This is a genomic window from uncultured Paraglaciecola sp., from assembly GCF_913020055.1.
Lineage (GTDB): Bacteria > Pseudomonadota > Gammaproteobacteria > Enterobacterales > Alteromonadaceae > Paraglaciecola.
Genome location: NZ_CAJWCF010000080.1, coordinates 1 through 22,595 on the forward strand (window position 1 = coordinate 1; position 22,595 = coordinate 22,595).

The 22,595-nt window shown below is 39.8% G+C and carries 18 protein-coding genes and 1 pseudogene; 10 read left to right on the forward strand and 9 right to left on the reverse strand.

The window, feature by feature from the left end:
- Positions 1 to 171: 171 nt before the first annotated feature.
- A complete protein-coding gene (locus tag QZ488_RS15760) occupies positions 172 to 1,818 on the reverse strand; it encodes a M28 family metallopeptidase (RefSeq protein ID WP_293750507.1) in 1,647 nt (548 codons plus the stop codon).
- Positions 1,819 to 1,895: 77 nt separating this feature from the next.
- Between QZ488_RS15760 and QZ488_RS15765 the strand changes: the two genes are divergently transcribed.
- Positions 1,896 to 2,714 carry a DUF3025 domain-containing protein gene (locus QZ488_RS15765; protein WP_293750509.1) on the forward strand — a complete coding sequence of 273 codons (819 nt, stop codon included), beginning with the start codon at positions 1,896 to 1,898 and terminating at the stop codon, positions 2,712 to 2,714.
- Here QZ488_RS15765 and QZ488_RS15770 read toward each other — a convergent pair.
- Entirely contained in the window at positions 2,697 to 3,404 is a 708-nt protein-coding gene (locus QZ488_RS15770) for a YIP1 family protein (RefSeq protein ID WP_293750511.1), read from the reverse strand. The two genes, QZ488_RS15765 and QZ488_RS15770, sit on opposite strands and share 18 nt — an antisense overlap.
- Before the next feature lie 165 nt (positions 3,405 to 3,569).
- Here QZ488_RS15770 and QZ488_RS15775 point away from each other — a divergent pair, with 165 nt between their 5' ends.
- Both QZ488_RS15775 and QZ488_RS15780 read left to right on the forward strand, forming a co-directional pair.
- Complete coding sequence (locus QZ488_RS15775; protein ID WP_293750512.1) at positions 3,570 to 4,364, forward strand: ATP-binding cassette domain-containing protein; 795 nt, start codon at positions 3,570 to 3,572, stop codon at positions 4,362 to 4,364.
- Positions 4,365 to 4,367: 3 nt separating this feature from the next.
- Positions 4,368 to 5,561 carry an ABC transporter permease gene (locus tag QZ488_RS15780; RefSeq protein WP_293750514.1) on the forward strand — a complete coding sequence of 398 codons (1,194 nt, stop codon included), beginning with the start codon at positions 4,368 to 4,370 and terminating at the stop codon, positions 5,559 to 5,561.
- 132 nt (positions 5,562 to 5,693) lie between these two features.
- On the opposite strand, the gene QZ488_RS15785 is transcribed toward QZ488_RS15780, so the two are convergent.
- Complete coding sequence (locus QZ488_RS15785) at positions 5,694 to 6,608, reverse strand: GGDEF domain-containing protein (RefSeq protein ID WP_293750516.1); 915 nt, start codon at positions 6,606 to 6,608, stop codon at positions 5,694 to 5,696.
- A 107-nt stretch (positions 6,609 to 6,715) separates the two neighbouring features.
- On the opposite strand from QZ488_RS15785, the gene QZ488_RS15790 reads away from it, so the two are divergent.
- Positions 6,716 to 8,689: a cation:proton antiporter gene (locus QZ488_RS15790; RefSeq protein ID WP_293750518.1), complete on the forward strand. Its 1,974-nt coding sequence runs from the start codon at positions 6,716 to 6,718 to the stop codon at positions 8,687 to 8,689.
- A 5-nt stretch (positions 8,690 to 8,694) separates the two neighbouring features.
- On the opposite strand, the gene QZ488_RS15795 is transcribed toward QZ488_RS15790, so the two are convergent.
- Positions 8,695 to 10,968 (reverse strand): GGDEF domain-containing phosphodiesterase, encoded by a 2,274-nt coding sequence (locus tag QZ488_RS15795; RefSeq protein WP_293750520.1) that lies wholly within the window; start codon positions 10,966 to 10,968, stop codon positions 8,695 to 8,697.
- 259 nt (positions 10,969 to 11,227) lie between these two features.
- Here QZ488_RS15795 and QZ488_RS15800 point away from each other — a divergent pair, with 259 nt between their 5' ends.
- The gene (locus QZ488_RS15800) at positions 11,228 to 13,015 is read left to right on the forward strand and encodes a carboxyl transferase domain-containing protein (RefSeq protein WP_293750522.1); all 1,788 of its coding nucleotides are present in this window, start codon (positions 11,228 to 11,230) and stop codon (positions 13,013 to 13,015) included.
- Here the strand turns inward: QZ488_RS15800 and QZ488_RS15805 are convergent.
- Entirely contained in the window at positions 12,998 to 14,047 is a 1,050-nt protein-coding gene (locus QZ488_RS15805) for a DUF21 domain-containing protein (protein ID WP_293750524.1), read from the reverse strand. The genes QZ488_RS15800 and QZ488_RS15805 overlap by 18 nt on opposite strands.
- A gap of 244 nt (positions 14,048 to 14,291) precedes the next feature.
- Between QZ488_RS15805 and rimK the strand changes: the two genes are divergently transcribed.
- A complete protein-coding gene (gene rimK, locus QZ488_RS15810; protein ID WP_293750526.1) occupies positions 14,292 to 15,197 on the forward strand; it encodes a 30S ribosomal protein S6--L-glutamate ligase in 906 nt (301 codons plus the stop codon).
- A gap of 81 nt (positions 15,198 to 15,278) precedes the next feature.
- On the opposite strand, the gene QZ488_RS15815 is transcribed toward rimK, so the two are convergent.
- The 4 genes from QZ488_RS15815 to QZ488_RS15830 all read right to left on the reverse strand — a co-directional run bounded on the left by QZ488_RS15815 (position 15,279) and on the right by QZ488_RS15830 (position 19,700).
- Positions 15,279 to 16,592, reverse strand: a complete 1,314-nt coding sequence (locus QZ488_RS15815) for a mechanosensitive ion channel domain-containing protein (protein WP_293750528.1) — start codon at positions 16,590 to 16,592, stop codon at positions 15,279 to 15,281.
- Between the two features lie 133 nt (positions 16,593 to 16,725).
- A complete protein-coding gene (locus tag QZ488_RS15820; RefSeq protein ID WP_293750530.1) occupies positions 16,726 to 17,994 on the reverse strand; it encodes a flavohemoglobin expression-modulating QEGLA motif protein in 1,269 nt (422 codons plus the stop codon).
- On the reverse strand, positions 17,991 to 18,878 hold the full coding sequence (locus tag QZ488_RS15825) for a mechanosensitive ion channel family protein (RefSeq protein ID WP_293750532.1): 888 nt from the start codon (positions 18,876 to 18,878) through the stop codon (positions 17,991 to 17,993). Before QZ488_RS15825 ends, QZ488_RS15820 begins: the two co-directional genes overlap by 4 nt.
- 27 nt (positions 18,879 to 18,905) lie before the next feature.
- On the reverse strand, positions 18,906 to 19,700 hold the full coding sequence (locus tag QZ488_RS15830) for a hypothetical protein (RefSeq protein ID WP_293750534.1): 795 nt from the start codon (positions 19,698 to 19,700) through the stop codon (positions 18,906 to 18,908).
- A gap of 278 nt (positions 19,701 to 19,978) precedes the next feature.
- Here QZ488_RS15830 and QZ488_RS15835 point away from each other — a divergent pair, with 278 nt between their 5' ends.
- From QZ488_RS15835 to QZ488_RS15850, 4 genes and pseudogenes are all read left to right on the forward strand, one after another.
- Positions 19,979 to 20,200 carry a hypothetical protein gene (locus tag QZ488_RS15835; protein WP_293750535.1) on the forward strand — a complete coding sequence of 74 codons (222 nt, stop codon included), beginning with the start codon at positions 19,979 to 19,981 and terminating at the stop codon, positions 20,198 to 20,200.
- Between the two features lie 246 nt (positions 20,201 to 20,446).
- Positions 20,447 to 20,920 carry a DUF1456 family protein gene (locus QZ488_RS15840; RefSeq protein ID WP_293750539.1) on the forward strand — a complete coding sequence of 158 codons (474 nt, stop codon included), beginning with the start codon at positions 20,447 to 20,449 and terminating at the stop codon, positions 20,918 to 20,920.
- A 368-nt stretch (positions 20,921 to 21,288) separates the two neighbouring features.
- Complete coding sequence (locus QZ488_RS15845; protein WP_293750541.1) at positions 21,289 to 22,248, forward strand: aldo/keto reductase; 960 nt, start codon at positions 21,289 to 21,291, stop codon at positions 22,246 to 22,248.
- Positions 22,249 to 22,260: 12 nt separating this feature from the next.
- A pseudogene (locus tag QZ488_RS15850) lies at positions 22,261 to 22,595 on the forward strand (TauD/TfdA family dioxygenase); the annotation flags it as partial.

Below are 22,595 nucleotides of genomic sequence, written 5' to 3' on the forward strand. Positions count from 1 at the left end.
GTGCTGGGATCATAGACCACCTCCTTATTAACTGTAATTATATACAGTATTGCAACAGTTTACAAAAACATAGCCTTAATTTTAAATGAATCTTGCCGTTTATTGAGCACATCAAGTTATAAGGTCAAAAAAGACTTACGCTATTAAAAGCGTAAGTCTCAAGTCTAAATCCTACTTCCGTTGAAACTCGCTTGTTGTGTTCCATTTTGGCCAATCATTCGATGATACTAAATCATGACCCACTTCAAACAATAGTTGCGCATCCTGTTGGATACCTGATAAATCCCAGTTTTCGCGGAATTGGTCACATACTTGATGGTAGCAGCCTCTCACTATGACATTGGTGCGTTTGCGGTATTTTGCAGTGGCTTCATCAATAGGCTCTTCTCCACCTTTTGCATATAATGCAGGAACGCCTTGCTTGGCAAAGTTGAAATGATCAGAGCGATAATAATAGCCAGCTCCAGGGGTCCCTTCTTGCACTAAGTATCGACCTTGGCGTTTAGCCGCTTTTTCTAGGTTGGTTTCTAAATCAGATTTACCCATACCAATTACCGCAACATCTTTGGTTTTGCCTAAAACACTCATTGCATCCATATTGATATTAGCCACGGTTTTAGCAAGTGGCACAATGGGATGTTCTGCATAATATTTAGAACCTAATAAACCTTGTTCTTCTGCAGTAACAATCAAGAATGTGGCAGAACGTTTAGGTTTTATGTTCAATTTTGCGTAGGCATTTGCCATGACTAGAGCTGTGGCAGTGCCAGTGGCATTGTCGTGGGCACCGTTATAGATTTGGTCGCCATCTTTTGTCTCATCTTTGCCTAAATGATCCCAGTGGGCACTAAATATTAGGTGTTCGTCTGGTGTTTCTGCTCCTGGCAAAGTAGCAATGACATTATGACTGATTGATTTCTTAAAGCTGTTATTGACGGTGACCGAGGCATTTAAACCTAAGTGTTTATTGTAAGGTGCCGTTTTTGCTTTTTGTTTTTCGGCAATAAAGTCTAAACCTGCATCAGCAAATACTTTTTGTGCTGATTCAATGGTTAACCAACCTTCAACTGCCACGCGGTCAGCATTGCCATTTTTGCTGACTAAACCATATTGTGGACCACTCCAGCTATTGGCAACTACCGACCAGCCATAAGATGCAGGTTTAGTTTCATGGACTATGATAGCTGCCTCGGCACCTTGGCGACTGGCTTCTTCGTATTTGTATGTCCAGCGGCCATAATAGGTCATAGTTTTGCCCTGGAACTTATCACCTTCGGGATTTTCAAACCCCGGGTCGTTAACCAGAATCACTACGGTTTTACCTTTTACATCTAAGCCTTGGTAATCATTCCAATCATATTCAGGGGCATTGACTCCGTAACCAACGAATACTAGTTCAGAATCTTTTAGTTCTACTTTGCTTTGCTCTCGGCTGGTAGACGCAATCATGCCTTCTTTATAGACAAGCTCGTTTTCGCCTATGGTCATGGTCATATCCGGATCAGCTGTCATTTCAATCAGTTCAACGGGTTGTAAAAAACTGTCGCCATTGCCTGGGGCATAACCCATTTGTTTAAATTCGTTGACTAAATAATCAAGGGTTTTTTGCTCACCTACTGTAGTGGGTAGGCGACCTTCAAACTCATCCGATGCTAATATTTTGATATGTTTCTTTAGGTCATCAGTATTAATGCTTTGATAAACATCAACAAAGTTATCTTCAACCGGCGGCTTAGCTTCAATTGTTTTATCTTGGCAGGCTGATAGAGCCAATGTTAATGGCAGGCATAAGGCCAGGAGTGTGTGGCAAGTTTTCATATAGTTGCTCTTGTAGTTTAATGGCATAGATATTATAAACGCATCCTTTTTACAGTAGATTTATCTCAAGGGCAATTGTGAGCGTTTGGCACCAAGACTATATTCAGCAACAATCTATGTTGCCCATGCAGCAACTTGAAGAGCTTTTTGGCCTGTCCGCTATGGCAGACTGTCCAAACGCCAATGGACTCAATGTTTTAAAATCGCGCTTAGGGGATTTGTCTATCCCGCAATTTGTGTGTCAAAACCAACTCAGCGAGACTGAGCATTATTACGAGCAAATAATCCATCAACAAAATATCATTCCTACTCGGCCAGATAGCTGGCATGACTTGTTTAATGGCCTAATTTGGTTGCAGTTTCCAAACACTAAACGTTTGCTTAACCAACAACATGTTGAAGACATTGAATTAAATGGTTTGTCTCCAAGAACGATTAGACGCAATAACTTAACCCATTTTGATGAATGTGGCGTGATATTAACCTATCAAAAAGACTCTATTGCTCAGCAACTGATTAAAGAGTTAGCGATGCACAGATGGCAATCTGTTTTTATAGAAAATAGACTGGCGTGGGGTAAAGAGTTAAACAGTTTTATCTTTGGCCACGCTAATTTAGAAATGTTGTTACAGCCATTCATTGGTCTAACAGGAAAATGGCTTGCCTTAGAAGTAGATAGTCAGTTTGCTACGATAAGTCATAGTGAGCAGTTAAAGCAGGTTGATGAGTTATTAGTAAAACATATCAAACAGAGCAATTTTTTTGCTGAAAAGAAACCTATGTTTCCCATTCCTTTATTAGGCATCCCAGGTATGTGGGATACCAATAAAACCCCAGCGTTTTACGCTAACACAGATTATTTCAGGCCACTGTCGCGACTAAAAAATAATAAATAGCGTCCTGATACCCCAAATAATAAGATAGGGTGAGATAGCAATAGTGTAGTTTCTATTTGCCGAGAAATTGGTCCACTGACTCAAACCTACTGTGGTTAAGTACATCATCCAAATGGATTCTAAACGAATACTTTGCATCAACGATGACCACTGAGATGTCATATCGACTGAAAAAATAAATGCCAACGAAGTCGGCGCCATGGCCACGGGAGATAGCTGATTATCTTGTGCCAACAACACAACCACTATGCTAATTAAACTAGCTACAATAGTGGGTAAGCTTACCCACCAAGCGAAGCCATACCAGTCTGTGTAGCCTTGTACACACTCTTCATCGGCCTTAGTGAAAATATTAAAGTAAAGCGCCAATATAGCGTTGCTGACAATAGCGACCAAAACTGAACCAAATACTCCAGCCCATAAAGATTGCGCTTGATCTGACATGACATTACGTACTGAATTTTGTTCAGCAGGACTAAGGTCTCCGGCGATAGATTGCACCATTAATTCGTTGTACCAAGCAAAGTCAACAAAGTTGAAATACAAATAAATAGGAAAGGCACCAGTCACTGCGATAAATAAAAATGGGATCCATGACCAATTGTGAACTTCATTGATGGTGGCAAACACTTGATTAGGTTTGGTAATAATGTCCTTCATGGCCTGAAATGGGTTACTGACTTGTTGCATTTAACTTCCCTTAATTTATCTTTGCTGCACGATAATGATGATGTGTATTTTTTTATAGTTTGCTGGAATTGATTATTGTTACACATTTTTTTTACCTAGCGCATGTAATAAATCACAAAATTCAGAGACTATAGATAACAGGCAGTAACAAACTAGGAAAAAGGAATGATAGAAATAAAACAACTGGCGAAGAAGTTCGCTGTGGAAAATCCTAAAAAGCTGAGTGAGCAAGAGAAAAAAGATCCGCGACTAAAAGGACGTTTTTTCCATTCGGTGCAAGATGTATCTTTTACTTGTCAAAAAGGTGAAGTGTTAGGTTTGCTCGGACCAAATGGAGCCGGCAAAACCACCACTTTACGTATGTTATCCACAGCGCTCAAACCAGATGGTGGCAGTGTCGAAATTGACGGTGATAACGTGTTAGCCAATCCTGTTATTGCTCGCAAGAAGATTGGCTTTCTATCAGGCTCTACCGGATTATATGGTCGCTTAACGGGCCGTGAAAATATCCATTATTTCGGTCAGTTACATGGCATGAGCGAAGAGTCTATTGCCAGTCGTATACAGGAGCTGGCTGATTTATTGGATATGCACAATTTCTTAGACAGACGATCAGAAAACTTCTCAACCGGTATGAAGCAAAAAACAGCGATTGCTCGAGCGGTGGTGCACTCTCCAGAGTTAGTAATCTTAGATGAACCCACAACAGGTTTAGATATTATGGCTACACAAACTGTACTCGAGTTTATTCGTGGCTTAAAAGAGCAAGGTACTCCGGTGATTTTTTCAACGCATCATTTGGATGAAGTTGAAGAGTTATGCGACAAGGTCACGGTTATTGATCAAGGTAGTACGATGTTTGATGGTGATATCGCCAGTTTTAAAGCGCTTTCTGAGGGTTCATTACACCAATCCTTTATGGCTGCTATCCAATCAACTGTTAGCGAAAAGGGAGAATAGACTATGTGGTTAGTATTTAAAAAAGAGATAAAAGAATTACTACGCGACCGTAAAACCTTGTTTTTTATGATAGCGCTGCCGTTATTAATCTTCCCTTTGATCTTCGGTATTGTTGGTTTTGTCAGTAAACAAGCCATCGATAAAGCAGAAACTCAAGTACTTAATTACGCGTTGATAGGTGGGCAATATGCACCAGATATTGTTAAGGAGCTGCAACAACCAGACAAGTTTAACCTTGTCGAAATTGAAGTTGACGCTGATTATACCTCGATTATACGCAGCGATACTGTGGATTTTGTGTTGGAAATTCCAGAAAATTATTCAAGCGATGTTTTAACAAATGGTCAGGCTAACATTAAGTTATATTACAACGATGCAGGACTCAATTTGGTTTACCGACGGGTAAATGAAATTGTTAAAAGTCAGTCAGAGTTGTTTCAACAAAGTGCGTTTTCTGATTTGGGTTTAAATGAAGCCAAACAAAGTGCTTTGATAGAGCCGATTGTCTTAGAGAAAGTTAATACCGCAGATGATCGTGAAAATTGGGGGGAAAAGATTGGTGGCATGTTGCCTTATTTACTTTTCATTATCTGTTTGACCGGTGCGATGGCTCCAGCTACAGATATCGGTGCTGGTGAAAAAGAGCGGGGCACTCTTGAGACCTTGTTGATTTCACCGATAGATCGAAACAAAATTGTCATGGGAAAATTTTTGACTATTGCTTTTGCAGGCACAATGACTGCGCTCATAACTGTTGCCAGTATGGTGATTTGGGGATTGGTTTTAAGTCAAGGTATGGCAATTAAGTTTGTCGCGGATTTTATGGCACAAATAGCCATGATTGATTTTCTGCTGATATTTCTCATGCTGGTGCCTGTAGTGGCGATTTTCTCGGCGATTTTGCTGAGCATTTCTATTTATGCCAAAAGTTTCAAAGAAGCGCAAAGTTACATGGGACCTATGACAATTTTGGTCATTGTACCTATTATGATCGCGCTTTTACCTGGCGTAGAATTGAAAGGTGCTTGGGCTTGGGTGCCGGTGACTAACGTTTCACTAGCCATGAAAGAATTGGTCAAAGGGACAATGGATTATTATCAACTTTTTGCCATTTTTGGTTCAACCGTCATTATTGCAGGGGCTTTGTTTGCTTTTTGTGTGTATTGGTTTAATCAAGAAAAAGTGTTGTTTAGATAAGAGCATGTTTTGAATTGCCTTTGACCTTAAGTCATCACAATTCTTTATGCGTATTAATATAACAAAGCCATGCTGATTAGCATGGCTTTGTCGTTTTTGCAGGTTTTGACGGCAATTTTTTGCCAGCTTCTACTAAGCGTTTCTAATACAATTCTTTCCTGCTTGTTTGGCAGCATACAGTGCTTCATCAGCTCGCGAGAAAATACCAATTTGCGAGTCTTCCTCTTGATAAGTCGCGCTACCAATACTGCAAGATATTTGATGTTGTTGCAGCAAAGGGTGTGATTCAATTGCGCTGCGAATACGTTCTGCAATCAAATTGTTAGTCTGGTTATCTGCATCTGGTAACAAACAGCAGAATTCATCACCACCAAATCTAAAGGCAAAATCAGATTCTCTCAGGCTGTGCACAATAGTATCTGCACAGGCCATTAATACTTTATCGCCTTCTTGATGCCCGTGAACATCGTTAACTTGTTTAAAGTTATCCATATCTAATACCAACAAACCAAAAGGCTGGTGGCGCCTTTGCGATTGATTGGCCAACCTGACCATAGTTTCGTCATAGCTAGCTCTGTTGCCTAAAGAGGTTAAAAAATCCTTCATGGCATATTGTTTAATTTTATGGTGTTCCAATGCATTTTTAAATGGAAAACAAAAGTTACTATGCATCTGTTGCAAAATTTGCCAATTCTTCAACGACAACGGGTGTTTAAAGGCATAATCCATAACGGCTACTATGCCACCCATCTGCAAACAATTGAGGGTTTTTAAGTGTGTATTTTTTACCGGTTGACCAAATGTCACTCGGTTATCTTCAAACTGGATTTTTAGTTCAGACAGCGGTAGGGTGGTTTCTAGCTGTTGAAAATATAATTCAGTAAGTTTGGGCAAATCTATGGTTGTTAGCAATTTCTGGATGAATTTATTAAGTTTACTTTGTGATAGTCCTTGATTCTGCCCATGGTTGAGTCCTTGATTAGACTCCTCAAGGCTGAAATAAGGCTCACCGACGTTTTCGTCGTATAACTGGTTAAGTTGTTCCAACGGTTTCTCCTGCCAATAAATTGGCGAATTGCTATACAAAAATACTATTATCTAACACTGAGCAAATATTGTGCCGGTCAGATAATAAAAACAGGAAACAACAGACCATGCATGGAAATTTAGGCAATATTGTTATTCTGATGGCCGTTGCAGTGATCACTGTTTGGTTATTTAAACGTATCAATTTACCGCCTATTTTGGCCTATTTGTTTTGTGGGATTTTGGCCGGTCCGGACCTGCTTGCATTATTTGAGCATCCTGAAGACATGCAAAACTTTGCCGAGCTAGGAATTGTTTTTTTGTTATTTTCATTGGGCTTGGAGTTTTCACTTCCCAAAATGATAGCCATGCGCCATCTAGTATTTGGTGTGGGGCTGGCCCAGATGGTATTAACCACGTCCGTATTTATGGGCATTGCCATGTTACTGGGGTTTGATGGCAAAGCATCGCTGGTGATAGGTGGCATTATTGCGCTTTCTTCCACTGCCATTGTGATTAAACAAACCAGTGATTTAGGGATCTTGAATACTCCTCGCGCGCAAATTGCGGTGAGTATTTTATTGCTGCAAGATTTGGCTGTTGTGCCATTGCTGATTTTGGTGCCTTTATTAGCTGCTGATTCAGAACAAAGTTTAGGTATTGCCATTTCGATGGCATTTCTCAAGGGGCTGCTAGTCATCGGTATTTTGTTATCCATAGGCAAATGGGTATTACCTAAAGTGTTTAGTGAAGTTGCTCGCACCCGCACTGATGAGCTTTTTGTTTTGACTACCATTATGGTGGCGTTGATGGCCGCTGGTTTAGCGTTTTCGTTTGGCTTATCCATGGCGTTAGGTGCGTTTTTAGCAGGCATGATGCTAGGTGAAAGCCAATATAAACATCAATTAGAAGCTGATATACGCCCTTTTAGAGACATCCTGATGGGCTTGTTCTTTATTACTATTGGAATGCGTTTAGAACTGCATAATTTACCAGGCCAGATACATTGGGCACTGTTAGGTTTAGTGGTTATTGTGTTGTTTAAAGTGGTGCTTATTCGGGTTTCTGCTGAAATCTTTAAATTAGGTAAACAAGATGCTTGGGCGGCTGGACTTAAATTGTGTCAAATGGGGGAATTCAGTTTTGTATTGGCTGCATTGGCGGTAGATCGCTCGATTATAAACTCAGAACAAGGGTCATTATTGTTAACTATTGGTGTGATGAGTATGGCGATTACACCTTGGTTGGTCGATAAAAGTCCAAAAATCGCTAGAGCAATTAGTCCTGAAGCCGCGCCTAACGTTAAAGGCTTAGAACAACTTTCAGCCAGAGACCAACAACTCAAAGACCATGTACTGATTTTTGGTTTTGGCCGTGTGGGCCAATCAGTTAGCCGTTTATTAAAGATAGAAGCAATCCCTTATATGGTGGTAGATGCTGATCCCATCCGAGTACAAGAGAGTCAAAGTGCGGGAGAGCCGGTTTATTTTGGTGACGTAAAACAAAAGGACATATTGCGTTCTGTTGGAATAGAACGAGCTAAGTTGGTGTTGATTACTTTTGACCAACATGAAAAGGCTATGAGTGTTATTCATGTTGTCAAAAGCCTATATCCCGACTTACCAGTTGTGGTCAGAACTCGAAAAGATTATCGCATGGAAGAGTTGCTCGAAGCTGGAGCATCACAGGTGGTGCCAGAAATTCTAGAAGGAAGTCTGATGTTAGTGACACAGGTTTTACAGTTATCTGGTGTGCCAATGTCTCGAATACTCAAACGTGTGCGCAAAGAACGTATGGGGCACTATGCCAATATGCACGGATTTTTTCCGGGTGAAACGACTGAACTTGATTACGCCAAACAAGACAAACTGGAGTTTATGCACGCGGTTATTCTGACCGAAGATGCTTATGCAGTGGGCAAATCATTGAAACAGTTAAATCTGCAGCAATGGCGGATTAAAGTCAAAGGGCTGCGCAGGGATAACCTTGAATTAGCAGAGCCTGATGAAGACATGGCGTTATTAGTGGGTGACGTAATAGTGATAGCCGCGAAACCGCGCAAAGTAGAACGCGCTGAGCGTTTTTTGTTGGAAGGTGATTAGTCTTTTTAACGTATGCCCAGAGGGCTACATTTATTGAAATCCAATACATTTTGTACCAACAATAATTGCCTAACATTTTCTGCTTTCATTGGTTTGGAAAATACATAACCTTGAAAATTATGACAGCCCAACTTGATTAAGGTGTCTACTTCGGCAAAGTTTTCTGTTCCTTCAGCCAATATTTGTATATTAAACACTTTACACATTGCAATGATAGCTTCTATCACTTGAGACTTTCTCTTATCTTTATCGATGTTTTTAATAAACTGTCGGTCTATTTTTACTTTTTTTACTGGATAGGATATGAGTTTTGAAATACCAGAATAACCAATACCAAAGTCGTCAATAGTAATATCAAATCCCCAATTGACGAGGTGATTTATGGTTGATAAAGCTTTCTCATTGGAGATGCTTCTTGCTGACTCGGTTAATTCAAGCTCTATTAATTGAGGTTTGATTTTGTATTCGATCAGAGGTTTGATCAAATGTTCATGAAAATCATCTTGGTCAAGGTCTGCACCTGAAATATTAATTGCGACTGGTACTAATTGTAAATTTGACTGTTGCCAGTCGTTTATTTGTTTACAAACGTTTAAAATCAACCAACGAGTTAGACTGGTTACTAAACCTGATTTTTCCGCAATTGGAATAAATACACTGGGAGAAACCGCACCAATAACCGGTGAATTCCAGCGTAATAATGCTTCCAAACCGATTAATCTCCCATCCCCTTCTACTTTAGGTTGATACACTATATGAAGTTCATCATTCGCGATGGCTTCACTCAAAAGAAGGTTAATTTCCTGCTGTTCTATAAAACGTTCCAGACTAGAGGTTTGGTAGAAGTTTATCTCCAGGTTACTTGAGTTTGCCGCATATAGAGCATTATTAACCAGTTTTTCGGATTGAAGATTTGCTCCATCTGAAAGTGATATACCAAACTGGATGTCTAGAGGGATTTTTTGTCCTTTAATTTTTAGGTTTTTAGGTAACTGTTCGATAAAAGAGGTAAGCAAACTTTGTGCTCCTTTGTCAGACAATTCACAAACGATAGTTAAATTGTTTGGCTCTACAGATGCAAATTGGCATTCCACTTTTGTTTCTGATAACCACTGGTCGGCTAATTTACGGATCATTAAAGGCATCGTTTGAAAGCCATGTTTTTGTGCTACAAATTCAGCGTTTTTAATACGGATCGCTACGATACATAACTTTGTATCTGAGTAGCTTAATTGGTTTTTTAAATGACTCTCTAACCAAGTTCGATTCGGCAAACGAGTCGCTTCGTCTAAGTTTTGCTTTCGATATAGTAGAGTCTGTGCAGCCAAGGTTTTATGCAATATTACTTTAGCTGTAACATCCTGAACGGTAAGAAAATAATAAGAGTTGTTGAGCAATGCACTACGACTTACTTTGAACGCTTTCATCTTGCCTGCAACAGTCAAATTAACAGTGATTGTTCCTTCTTCTGAAGGCATGTCGAAAAATAATTCTGAAATCGGAATGACTTGGGTTCGCTGCTTAAAGTTACAATCTAATAATTGTTCAGCAGCTGTATTCATCTCAGAAATAAAACCATTAGAGCACACCACTAATTTGGCTATATCAGTTTCAACAAATAAGGTTTTATAAAAATCATTTTGTAATTGCAAATTGACATTCTGTGCAGTAATGCGTTTGTTCAAACGAAAATTAGCGACATTAGCCCGAGCTACTGCTAACGGGATACAGACATTAAAAAATAGAAATATAATGCTAAATATATAGGCATTTGCGCCTTCTACATACGCGTGTTCACTTATGTACTGATTAAGTTGAAAACCATTTAGCAAAGTAACAAAAGGTAAAATATTAAGGATTATACAAATAACCCCCACTTTTAATCCTAACAGTACAAAAGCCACTAAAGGTAAAGAGAAAATAAACACAGGGCCTAACATGGCTAGAGTAGGTATTTGCACCATTGAATTGATACATACAGCGGCGAGAACAATACTGATTAGTAAACTGTAAGAACTGAGATAATAGTGAGTCTTAGACAACCAAAGCTGTAATCCACCTACGATATAAAAGCCTAATATGACGGGAAGAGTTGCATAATATCCGTTCTCAAATGATTTAATTAGACAATGAATTGCCACCACAGAGTAAAGCGAATATCCGCTAATGATCATTATTCGTAAAGCACTGACACGCCATCTTTCTAAACCTCCAAACGTATCATCATTATCTGAAAGCATTAAATAGTTTAAAAAGGAACGTTTTAAATTTTCAATCATACAGTCTGCCTTTTTACTCAAGTACCCGATATAAGTGTTTCATCGAATCACCACTTACTACTATGGGTGCTAACATTATGAGTAATGTAGCTATTATTCTCAGTATCATTATGATTGTTATAAGATTTCTTTATCGTGTCAAGGTATATATTTTAACCCGAGTTGCCAAGTTTTTTCTTAACATCGGTGACTTTTGACGGGATCAATCCTGCTGGTCGATGCTAGTATGAGTTAATTTGAAAAGTTTAAGGTGTCTTTTATGCCCCCCATTCATACGTCGTGCGCGCCCAATAAAGGAATTATTGTGGCAGTCTTGGTCAATCAAAATGAGCTAGTACACTTGGGGCAACCATTACTTATTATCGAAGCTATGAAAATGCAAACTACCTTGTGTGCAGAAGTGTCGGGAAAGGTGAACCAAGTTTTTGTCGGCATTGGTGATGATTGTTTGTTGGGCATGCCTTTGCTGGATATACACGCAGACGGCGCAAATAAAATAAATACTACAAAAGTGCCAAACACGGACAGTATCAATCAAATATTACTAGACGAACTGAACGTCAGAAAGGCAATGACACTTGATGAATTCAGATTGGAACAGCAACAAAAACGCCATCAGAAAGGCTATTTAACCGCTAGACAGAACTTACAAAACTTGTGTCCTGTTGACAGTTTTATGGAATACGGGCAAATGGCCGTGGCTGCACAGCGGTTACGCCGAGATCACGAGGATTTAAAATCGGCGACTGCCGCTGATGGAGTTATCACCGGAGTGGGGCATATTAATCCAGACTTGGTTACGAAAAAGGACTCGCAGACGGCCATAGTAATCAATGATTACAGCGTATTAGCAGGCACCCAGGGATACTTCCATCATCTAAAACTAGATCGTATCTTGGCAGTAGCAGCAGATAAAAACTATCCAGTGGTGATGTTTACTGAAGGTGGTGGAGGACGCCCAGGTGATACAGATATCACAACGGTAAATTCTGGACTGCAATGTCAGTCCTTCGCGACTTGGGCCAGTTTACAAGGAAAAGTGCCACGCATATCAGTGGCAAACGGTTATTGTTTTGCTGGCAACGCAGCTTTATTTGGTGCGGCAGATATTACCATTGCAACCCAATCTTCATGGATAGGTATGGCAGGACCTGCGATGATTGAAGGTGGTGGTTTAGGGGTGGTTAAACCCACAGATATTGGTCCTAGCGCAAACCAGTGCAAAAATGGTGTGATTGATATTTTGGTAGAAAATGAACAACAAGCGGCCGAAATGGCAAAAAAATGTTTGTTGTATTTTCAAGGACCATTGGTCGAAGGAGAAAAAAGCACCTTTGCAGATCAGCTGCTTCTAAATCAGGTTTTACCCGAAGACAGGCGTTTTGTGTATGACGTAAAAAACATCATTAAAGTCCTCGCAGACACTGACTCTTTTACTGAAATTAAAGCTCAATTTGGTGGCGCTATCATTACTGGTTTTATGCATTTACAAGGTCATCCTGTGGGAGTGATTGCTAGTAACTGTAAAGTGTTAGGCGGGGCTATTGATGTTGAAGCAGGAGAAAAAGCCAGTCAATTTATGCATCTTTGTCAGCAGTTTTCTATTCCTTTGGTTGTGCTGTGTGATACACCAGGATTTATGGTGGGTCCGGAGCATGAAGATAAGGGGGCAGTGCGACGCTTGTCTCAATTGTTTGTGGCAGGTAGCCAACTCACCGTGCCCTTAGTGGCAGTGGTTTTAAGAAAATGTTACGGCTTGGGTGCTCAGGCTTTGTTGGGAGGAAATACCAGTAAACCGAGTTATACCATTGCTTGGCCGACTGGAGAGTTTGGTGCGATGGGGCTAGAAGGTGCAGTCAAACTCGGCTTTAAAAAAGAACTCGCTGCGGTGCAGGATCCTACTGCTAGAAATGTTCTTTATGAGCAAGTCTTAGCCGAGCAATATCAAAAAGGCCAAGCTCAAGAGGTGGCCAGCGTATTAGAAATTGACGCAGTGATTGCCCCAGCAGATACCCGGAAAACCCTTATATTAGCTCTTTTCAGTTAATTTATTGGTTTCATTACTACCAATACCTTTGAGCAATCTGCCTAAGATATCTGCACCGGTAATGACTCTTTTTTCAGTATCACTCCAGACTAGTATTACATCAGCATGTAATACTTCATCTGAGTTGGGCTCTAAATCATGGGCTAACTTTAGGTTTTTCATCGCTTCACCTAAAGAACATTGAGCGTTTTCTATTATCAAAGGGCGATGGCAGTATGAATAGGGATCCTTGTTCGCATCCTCGGTAATCGTTGAACGTATAAAACCATCTGCGTCCAACATTAACAGTGGCAAGTTTTCTTCATCTGTCAACAACACCCATTTATGCCCAGAGCGATTAACATCATGGGCAAAGGCTAGAAACTCAGGACTGCCTATTTCTGGAAGTATCGGTAAATCCAGTTTGCAGGGGAGTTTTAATACACTGTTGGGATCTAAACTTTCACCTTCTTGGCTAACGGTTATTTTGTCCACTTGAAGAAAGTTAAGGGCACCTACGCCTTGAACGTGCTCCATGTCGGTATCATCTGATTCTATGTGAGCGTTGATAATGGCGGTAAGTTCTTTTTCACGAAAGTAGGTAATACCTTCTCGACCTAACCAACCGTCTAAAATCAAAGCGGTAGGTTTGGCTACTGGGAAAAGTAATATCTGATAAAACTTAATTATAGGCGTGAGTTTAGATGCCACAGTTAATGCATTTCGAGAGAAGTAGGCTTGGGGGAATATCTCGCCTAAAAACGTGATGACAATGGTTGAAAACATAAATGAATACATACCAGCCAATACCGAATCAGACAACAAAGTCAGCAATACGTTTATTGACACGTTGCCCCACAAGATAGTCGATAACAAAAAGTTAGAATCTTCGCGCATAGAAAGTATTGTTTTTGCACTACTACGTCCTTGCTTCGCTTCTACTTCAAGCTGCAATCGACTCAGACTAAAAAACGCTAAGTTCAGTCCCGAAAAAATCGCTGATTGTGTTACGCAAATGGCGATACCAATCCAAATTAAAATGTCATACGTCATAAAGGCCACATCTAGTCTTAAGGTTAATTATCAAAATTTAACTGTTGGGATAGGGCAAAGTAATTAAAATTTACTCTTAGTAACTGCCCTATATTTGGGGCGGGCGAGAGATTATCACAATTTTGTCAATTCTCACGCAATCAATCATATCTTTAATTTTTTCACAGCTCTTTATTTAATAAGTCGATTTGAAGTTTATTTATAGGTACGATCACATTTTTATAAATCAACTGTGTGGAAATGTATGAAAATTGGCATTCTTTCGCGAAATAAAAATTTATATTCTACTCGTAGACTAAAGGAAGCTGGCATTGCCAGAGGCCACGAGGTCGACATAATAGATACTCTACATTGTTATATGGACATCACTAGTAGCAGACCAGTTGTGCGTTATATGGGTAAAGAATTACCGCAGTATGATGCGATTATCCCGCGTATAGGTGCTTCAATATCGTTTTATGGTACAGCCGTTGTTAGGCAGTTTGAAATGACCGGTAGCTTTTGTGTGAATGAGTCTGTGGCTATCAGTCGCTCTCGAGACAAACTTCGCTCGATGCAACTTCTATCTAGAAAAGGCATCGGTTTACCTAGAACCGGTTTTGCCAATCGACCAGATAACATCAAAGACCTAATCAAAAATGTGGGTGGAGCTCCTTGTGTTATTAAGTTGCTTGAAGGTACTCAAGGTATTGGAGTGGTGTTGGCTGAAACCGCTAAAACTGCCGAAGCTATTGTTGAAGCCTTTATGGGGTTAAATGCTAACATTCTTATTCAAGAATTTATTAAGGAAGCTGGTGGTGCCGATATTCGTTGTTTTGTAGTGGGTGACCGAGTGGTTGCAGCGATGAAACGTCAAGGAGCGGAAGGTGAATTTCGTTCAAACTTACATCGAGGCGGCTCTGCTGTTTTAGTTAAGTTAACCAAAGAGGAGAGAGCGACAGCTGTCGCGGCAGCTAATATTATGGGGCTGAATGTGTGTGGTGTAGATTTATTACGCGCTGAACGAGGGCCAGTGGTGATGGAGGTGAACTCTTCGCCAGGGTTGGAAGGTATTGAAACCGCTACCGAAAAAGATGTAGCTGATTTGATTTTTCAATTTATTGAAAAAAATGCCAAACCTCACCGCACTAAAACGCAAGGTAAAGGATAGTAGTTACACTCAAAGTAACAGCATAAAAAAAGGCCAAGTCTGCATCCGCAAACTTGGCCTTTTTGTTTTCTTATAGAGTTACTATTTTCCTACGTTCTGCTCAGGATTAAGAATTTTAACTTCACGTTGAGGAAAGGGTATTTCGATACCATTTTCACGTAAAGTTTCTAGAATAATTAGCATCAGATCTCCGCCAACTCTGTTTTTACCATCGTCCACTCCTATCATCCAAAACTCAACAAACATGTTGATACCAGAATCACCAAAACTATCAATCTCACAATCAGGACGTTCTTCAAATGGCACATCTAGACCACTTATGACTTGTTCATGTTCTCCTACGGCTACCTTGATAAATTCAACCATGCTGCGCACATCTGTGGCGTAAGGCACTGAAAAATCGACGCGGTATCGTTGTTTCGGATCTTTATGAGTCCAATTTACCAGCAAAGACGAAATGAACTTTTCATTGGGTACTAAGATGTCTTTACCGTCGTAGGTTTCTAATACGGCATAGCGCATTTTAAATTCTCGGACAAAGCCTTTTTGCCCATCGTCTAACTCAACAAAATCACCCACTGTCAGTGAGCGGTCGAGTAGGATAATAATGCCTGATATAAAGTTTGAAGCGATAGACTGTAAGCCTAATCCAAGCCCTACGCCTACTGCCCCTCCGAATACTGCTAAGGTGGTTAGGTTAACTCCCATAATATTGAGCAGTAACAGCATAACTATACAGAATAAGCCGACTTCAAAGAGTTTACTGAATACTTCTTTAGTGGGCACATCTAGGGAAGGTTGCTTTCTGATGACGGCTTTGCCAAAAGTGTTTGATGCACGGCCTAACCAAAATAAGAAACTACCAAATATAAGCACTCTCACTACACCGTATGCCGATATGCTGACATTGCCTACATCAAGTGATATTTCCTCTAAGGCACTAATCACGGTTGGTAACAAACCCAATATATGCAATAACAATATGGGCAAACCTATCCATCGAAACAATGACGCAGCAAACTTATGTTGAACAAAAGCGCGTATTAAAGAATTAAAAAACAGCATGATTGCAATAGCTAAAGCAGTTTCGATTAACCAAGGTGTGAATGCCAAACTTTCACTGGCTTTAGTCGACACCTGTAACAGAATGATCGCCAATAAAGGAAATAAAACGCCGCCTATTCTAAAAGCAAGTTTGCGCACCGGATGTGCACTTTCTGATGGTTCGTTATGGGTCAGCCCCACGCTGTGTCTTATCTTGTACGCGATTGCAAAAGACAAAGCATAAATAACAGCGATGACCACTAATTGTATGTAAGTGTTAGTGTCGCCAATGGCCAGGTTTGCGGTCTGCAAAACGTCTTCAACCACTGCCGAAACGGAATTTGTATCCATGTTGGATTAACTCGTTTTTATGATTATTGATTTATAATCAATGATGAATGATTCCATTGGTATTTCATAGTTATTTCCAAGGCACTAAATATTATAACAGGCCAAGTTATATCGTTCTGTAAGCTGGTTTTTATTACACCCCCGTTTTTGGAATGCTGTGTAATAAGTCATCGTAGTGAGCGTAAATGGAAGTGACATCCATCTTGTTAAGAAACCCTGAACAGGTTAAATAGGCTAATAAGTAACGGGCATCTTTTACCCAGGGAGGAAGATATTTAGCGGGCTTACAAAGTCCCATTTTTTCTAATTTGTACAGTACTGGAATATCTTCGATATCTAATTTTCCGCAAAATAATAGCTTTAGACAATCGGCTCTACCATTGGCTGCTATGGCTTTTAAAAAGTTGTGGACACGAATGAGTCCTTCTAGATAGACCCCATCTTTAGTAAAGGGGGCCCCGCCTGTTAACACGCCACCTCTGAAGACTCTGCGGCTATTTTCATAGGCTTGAGATTCACTGCCTATACGACCGAGAAAGTACTGGTACACCTCGAGAAAGTTGGCGCCTTCAATTGCCATTTGAATGGCAATAATTCGATCGGCTAACCTTCGTAGACGATCTAAATCGATTGAATTAGTAATATACTCGGAAAATACTGCCAAACCCTCCTGCGTTTTAGTAGTACCTGGATGACCAGCTGCCAATATCTTCAGATGCGGCTGATTTAAACCATTAATAGACGTTGCTACATGGATATGTGCTTCATGATTAATCAATTGTTGAGCGTCTAAGTCAGTAAAACAAGCCGTTTTTCTAATTCTAATCAGTTTAGGGCTAGCCAATGCATTGGCTGATAGTTCATCTACTATCTCAATTTTAGGCGCCTCGTCACCAAACATTTCAATTACTGCTGCCTGCATTTGGTCAGCAATGCCAGACGCCAAGTAACACATAGGTGCAGGAGCACCCATGTCATAATTGGCATAACTGCTTATTTGTTTATCAAATGTATTGGCTAAATCAAGGGGCGTAGACTTACCATCAACAAAAGGATTGGTAGGTTTGCCATACAATTTTTCAGAGAACTCATAGAATTTATTGCTACCCGTTGAAGCCATCATTAATGCACTGTATTCGAGCTTAATGGCTATTCTTTCTAGCCATTGATCAATATCAGTATTACCTAATAGTTTTCGCGCTTCAGCGACTAAAGATATGGTGTTAGCTGGATCAAACTCAGGGTAAGTGACTTTAGGCAGTGCTTTGCTTTTTTCTGCAAAAAATTGCCTTTTAACATCTCGATTCCATTCTATGTGCGACAGTATTCGGATCGATTGACTCGCGGTATATAAAATGGCACTGACGTGACAAATATGCTGTTTTTCAGCTTCTAGATTCATAGTTTTCTGCTAGACGTTTTATCAGTAATAGGTTCGTTTGAACCATGTTGTTCCTGATGCATGGTTATGGGGATTGGTTGCGTGGCTTCTCCTTTGTAGATACTGATATGCGGAAATGGAATTTCTATACCCAGATCATCAAAAGTCTTTTTAATTTGCTGATACATAGTGTTTTTTAGCGCCAGGAAGTTCTCTCGTTTGGCCCATACTGAAAATTGAATATTCACTGACGAACTGCCAAATCCTAATAGAATAAACAAAGGTGCAGGTTCGTCTAGGCACAAGATATTTTTTGCTGCGACATCAGCCAATATTTGCTGAACCTGTTCAATATCCTCTTTGTAAGCAATGCCTATTTGTAAGTCTGCGCGCCTAATAGGGAACTTAGTCAGTGTCGTCACTTGAGTTTTAATCATTGATTCGTTTGGAATGCGCACAAACAAATTGTCAAATGTTCTAAGTTTAACCGATAACAAATCAATAGATATCACTTCACCCGTTGTATCTCCTACCCGAATGACATCGGCGATTGAGAATGGCCTTTCCATCATCAAAAAAATACCACTGATAAGATTAGACGCTGATGTTTGTGAGGCAAAACCTATTGCAACACTTAAAATACCTGCAGCGCCTAGCACCACACTCAAATCGAAGCCCAGTTCTCTTAGAGCTGAAAATAGCATGAGAATAAAAATGCCATAAAAAACCGCTCTTTTTAATTGCACTTTACCGTGCGGACCCAGATTAGAAAAATCGATACGTAAAATGGCCGTGCTGGCAATTTTGGCGATGAAATAACCAACAATTAAAATCAATAATGCTTTGCCAATAGCAAATATATGTAGCTGTTCCATTAGGCTAATAGTTGATGTGGTTTCTTCCATAACTGGTTCCTCATTGGTTAAGGGAAATTAGCCTAATAAGCTTTTGATTGATTTTACGAAGTGATGACTGTCGGATTTTTGTCTGGCGTTTGTGACTAAATACATGTTGCCTGAATTGCTCTTTGGAGCGGTGTTCTTTAGTCTCAAACCTGCTTTATCACTGTCACTATGATATGTGATTTCGACTTCCTGGGTCCAAAAGTTATTCTGTTCATCTGCATATAAGGATAAAAATGGCGCGGGTAAATTAATACGTTCAATTACTAAGGTTTCAGTGTGCTGATTTTTAACTAATACAGGAGTAATCGCCCTGTGTCCGCGTTTTTCAATTAGAGCTAAATTTACTCTAGCGTCTGTGTATTTTGCATAACATAACTCACCTTCCATTGTGGAAGGCCCAAACCAAGAATCAGAAGGGCGTAAAAATGGGATGTCGACAATGGGAGAAGCGTCGATGTTTACTTTCATCAGAAACCATAAGGGGGAGCTAATATACAGTTCAACGAACTCACCAGGCAGGATATTTAATGAGGTTGCGGGTCTTGCCACTATAGGTCTATCAGCCAAAATAGGTGATATATTGATAGTATCTTTGGTTTGATTAACTAAGTGACGTGAGTAAGGCACATCGATAAGTGAATTAGTTGTTTTAAGGGATTTAACACTAATTTGAGACGTGCTCTCTGATTCTAACTCCTTGTTCCAAACAACCCACTCCTTGTGCAATCTTTGGATCGCTATTTTTCGTTCACCCATGCCCCACACTTTGATTTCATCTAAAGCCAGGGTTATATCACCCCACCAAATTTTTGCTTCGGCCATTATCCCTCCAAATACTTATCTACATAATCATCAATACGTTTATTCCCGTGTCACCTTAAAATGACGGACTTAGGGGGCGGTTTAAGCGCTCTAAAATCAGCCTTGTCTCCCTAACATAGGACGTTTAGGTCTATGGGCTGGTAGCATATATCAAACTAGAATGAACGCTTACTACATTTTGTGCAGCAATATCTTTTAAAAGGTTGAATAAAAAACATTTGCACAATTAATGAACATAATTATACTGTATGTATAAACAGTTGTTTGTTGGAGGCAACATGAATAATCATTTAAATTCAGTTAGTGGTGCAAATAGCGTTCAGCGGAGTTGCAGTCAGCACGTTGAATATTATGCGAATATGGATTTATGCAGTCAGGCTCAAATGTCTGAAGAAGCTGACAATATTCTTAGTCGTATGGATAAACTAAGGGCGTTTGCTAATGAACAGCAAGCCAAACGAGTCAAATCTCAAAGGCGACAAAGTAGTTTTTGCTTTTAACTATTATGGAAAATTTTTTGGCGGCACTAAGAAGCGCTTCTGGATTTTCACTGATTAGAACAATGCATTGTAAGTCTTATAAACTCACGTTGTTCGATTAAACGAGTGAGTTTTTATCCTGATGACTTTGAACATAAAATGATCATCGATATTTATCTGCCAATAAAGTAACGCATTCAGCATAAAAACCTTTAAACTAACAACATGTTTAAGGTTGGATAAACCAACTTCGTTTTTAGGAATATTATGATTAACAATGATGTCATGCGCCGTGTGCGTTATATCTTCGATTTTAACGACGCTAAAATGATTGAAATTTTTGCTCAAGCTGATTACCCCGCTACAGTTGCTCAGCTCCATACTTGGTTACGCAAAGACGATGATCCTGCTTTTGTCGAACTTACCGATCTTCAGTTTTCACTATTTTTGAACGGTTTGATTAATCTAAATCGCGGTAAACGTGAAGGCGTCGAAGCACCAGTAGAGCGTAGGCTGACTAATAACATCATTTTCATGAAACTAAAAATTGCACTCAATATGCAAGCCGAAGCCGTTTTAGAAGCGATGGATTTAAGTGGTTTCAAAATCAGCAAACATGAATTGAGTGCCTTATTTAGAAAACCAGAAAATCGTCAATATCGCGCCTGTAATGATCAAATTTTGCGAAACTTTTTGAAGGGTTTGCAAATGAAGATACGCGGTGAAGGTGAGGCCGTTTAGCTCTCTGTATATTAACGTAGTAGTGACGTTTTAGTGATTCTGGTGCTTTCAATGTACCCAACTTTAATTTACATCTGCTGCATTAGCTGCTTCTTTTCTCCCGACAAAAGAAGTAGCTAATTTCATCATCACTCCCTCATACCACTATGTTATGAATGTAATAGATGGTTTGTTTAAAAACGAAGGCGAATCTCAATAAAATAATCTGTTTGATTCTTCGTATTCCTAAGGCTATCTCTATCATTAATGAACTTTTTGAAGCAAAAGCCTCTTATCTCTACTGTACATTTGACAAAGTTTAAGCATTCACTTAACTTATGTCTTATATAAGACATGAAGTATGTCCCGCTTTTTAATTGGAAAAATAGATGCCAAATAGTCATAAAAAGATGCCAGAGGTCGGTTTTGGTCTTTGGAAAATACCTCAGGATATTTGTGCTGATTCTGTTTATAACGCAATTAAAGCTGGTTATCGTCATTTAGATAGTGCTTGTGATTACGGCAACGAAGTGCAAGTTGGTGAAGGTATTAAGCGCGCAATTGATGATGGATTATGTACTCGCGAAGAGTTGTGGGTTACATCTAAGTTATGGAATACTTTTCATGCTAAAGAGCATGTCGGACTTGCTTTAGAAAAAACATTAACTGACTTGCAGTTAGATTATCTCGATTTATATTTGATTCACTTTCCTATTGCTCAACCTTTCGTCGATTTCGATGACCGTTATCCTCCAGAGTGGATAACAGACACAACTGTTGGCAAGATGGAGCTTGCACCGGTGCCATTGTTTGAAACGTGGCAAGCAATGGAAGCCCAACAGGAGAAAGGTCTAACCAAACAGATTGGTGTATGCAACTACAACACCGGTTTATTGAATGATTTGATGTCTTATGCGCGAATTAAACCTTCAGTTTTACAAGTCGAATCACATCCTTATTTAACTCAAGAACGATTAATGCGTTTAGCTAATCAGTATGGTCTGCAGGTTACTGCTTTTTCACCTCTGGGTGCTTTATCCTACCTTGAACTAGATATGGCAGGTGCTGCAGAATCTGTGTTAGAACAGTCTGTGGTTAAACAAGCGGCACAAAGACTAGGCAAAACGGCTGCACAAGTTGTATTGCGATGGGGTGTTCAACGAGGTAATGCAATTATACCGAAGACGTCTCGCCCAGAACGACTAATTGAGAATTTAGCTATTTTTGATTTCGAATTGACGTCAGAAGAAATGCATAGAATTTCATCTTTGAACAGTAATAGGCGATTTAATGATCCGGGCAACTTCTGCGAAGCTGCTTTTAACACTTTTTATCCCATTTACGATTAATAAGAGGCCACCGTGACTAGTATCCAAACTTTATCCGTGCCAAAGCAAATAGATGACGGCAAGCATGTATTTCCGCAAATAATTGTCAACGATGGTTCGCTGACAACCGCTGATCAATGTCATGCTTGGATAAAGCGGAACTTGACTGAAATTGAACAGCACTTAGAACAATCTGGTGCGGTATTGTTTCGCGGTTTCCCAATTGATTCGGCTGAAACCTTTGATGAGTTTAGTGACAGTTTTGATTACCCTAACTTCACCTACAAAGAGTCCCTTTCAAATGCGGTGCGAATTAATTTCACAGAACGTGTATTTACCGCCAATGAAGCCCCTAAAGACGTAGAAAT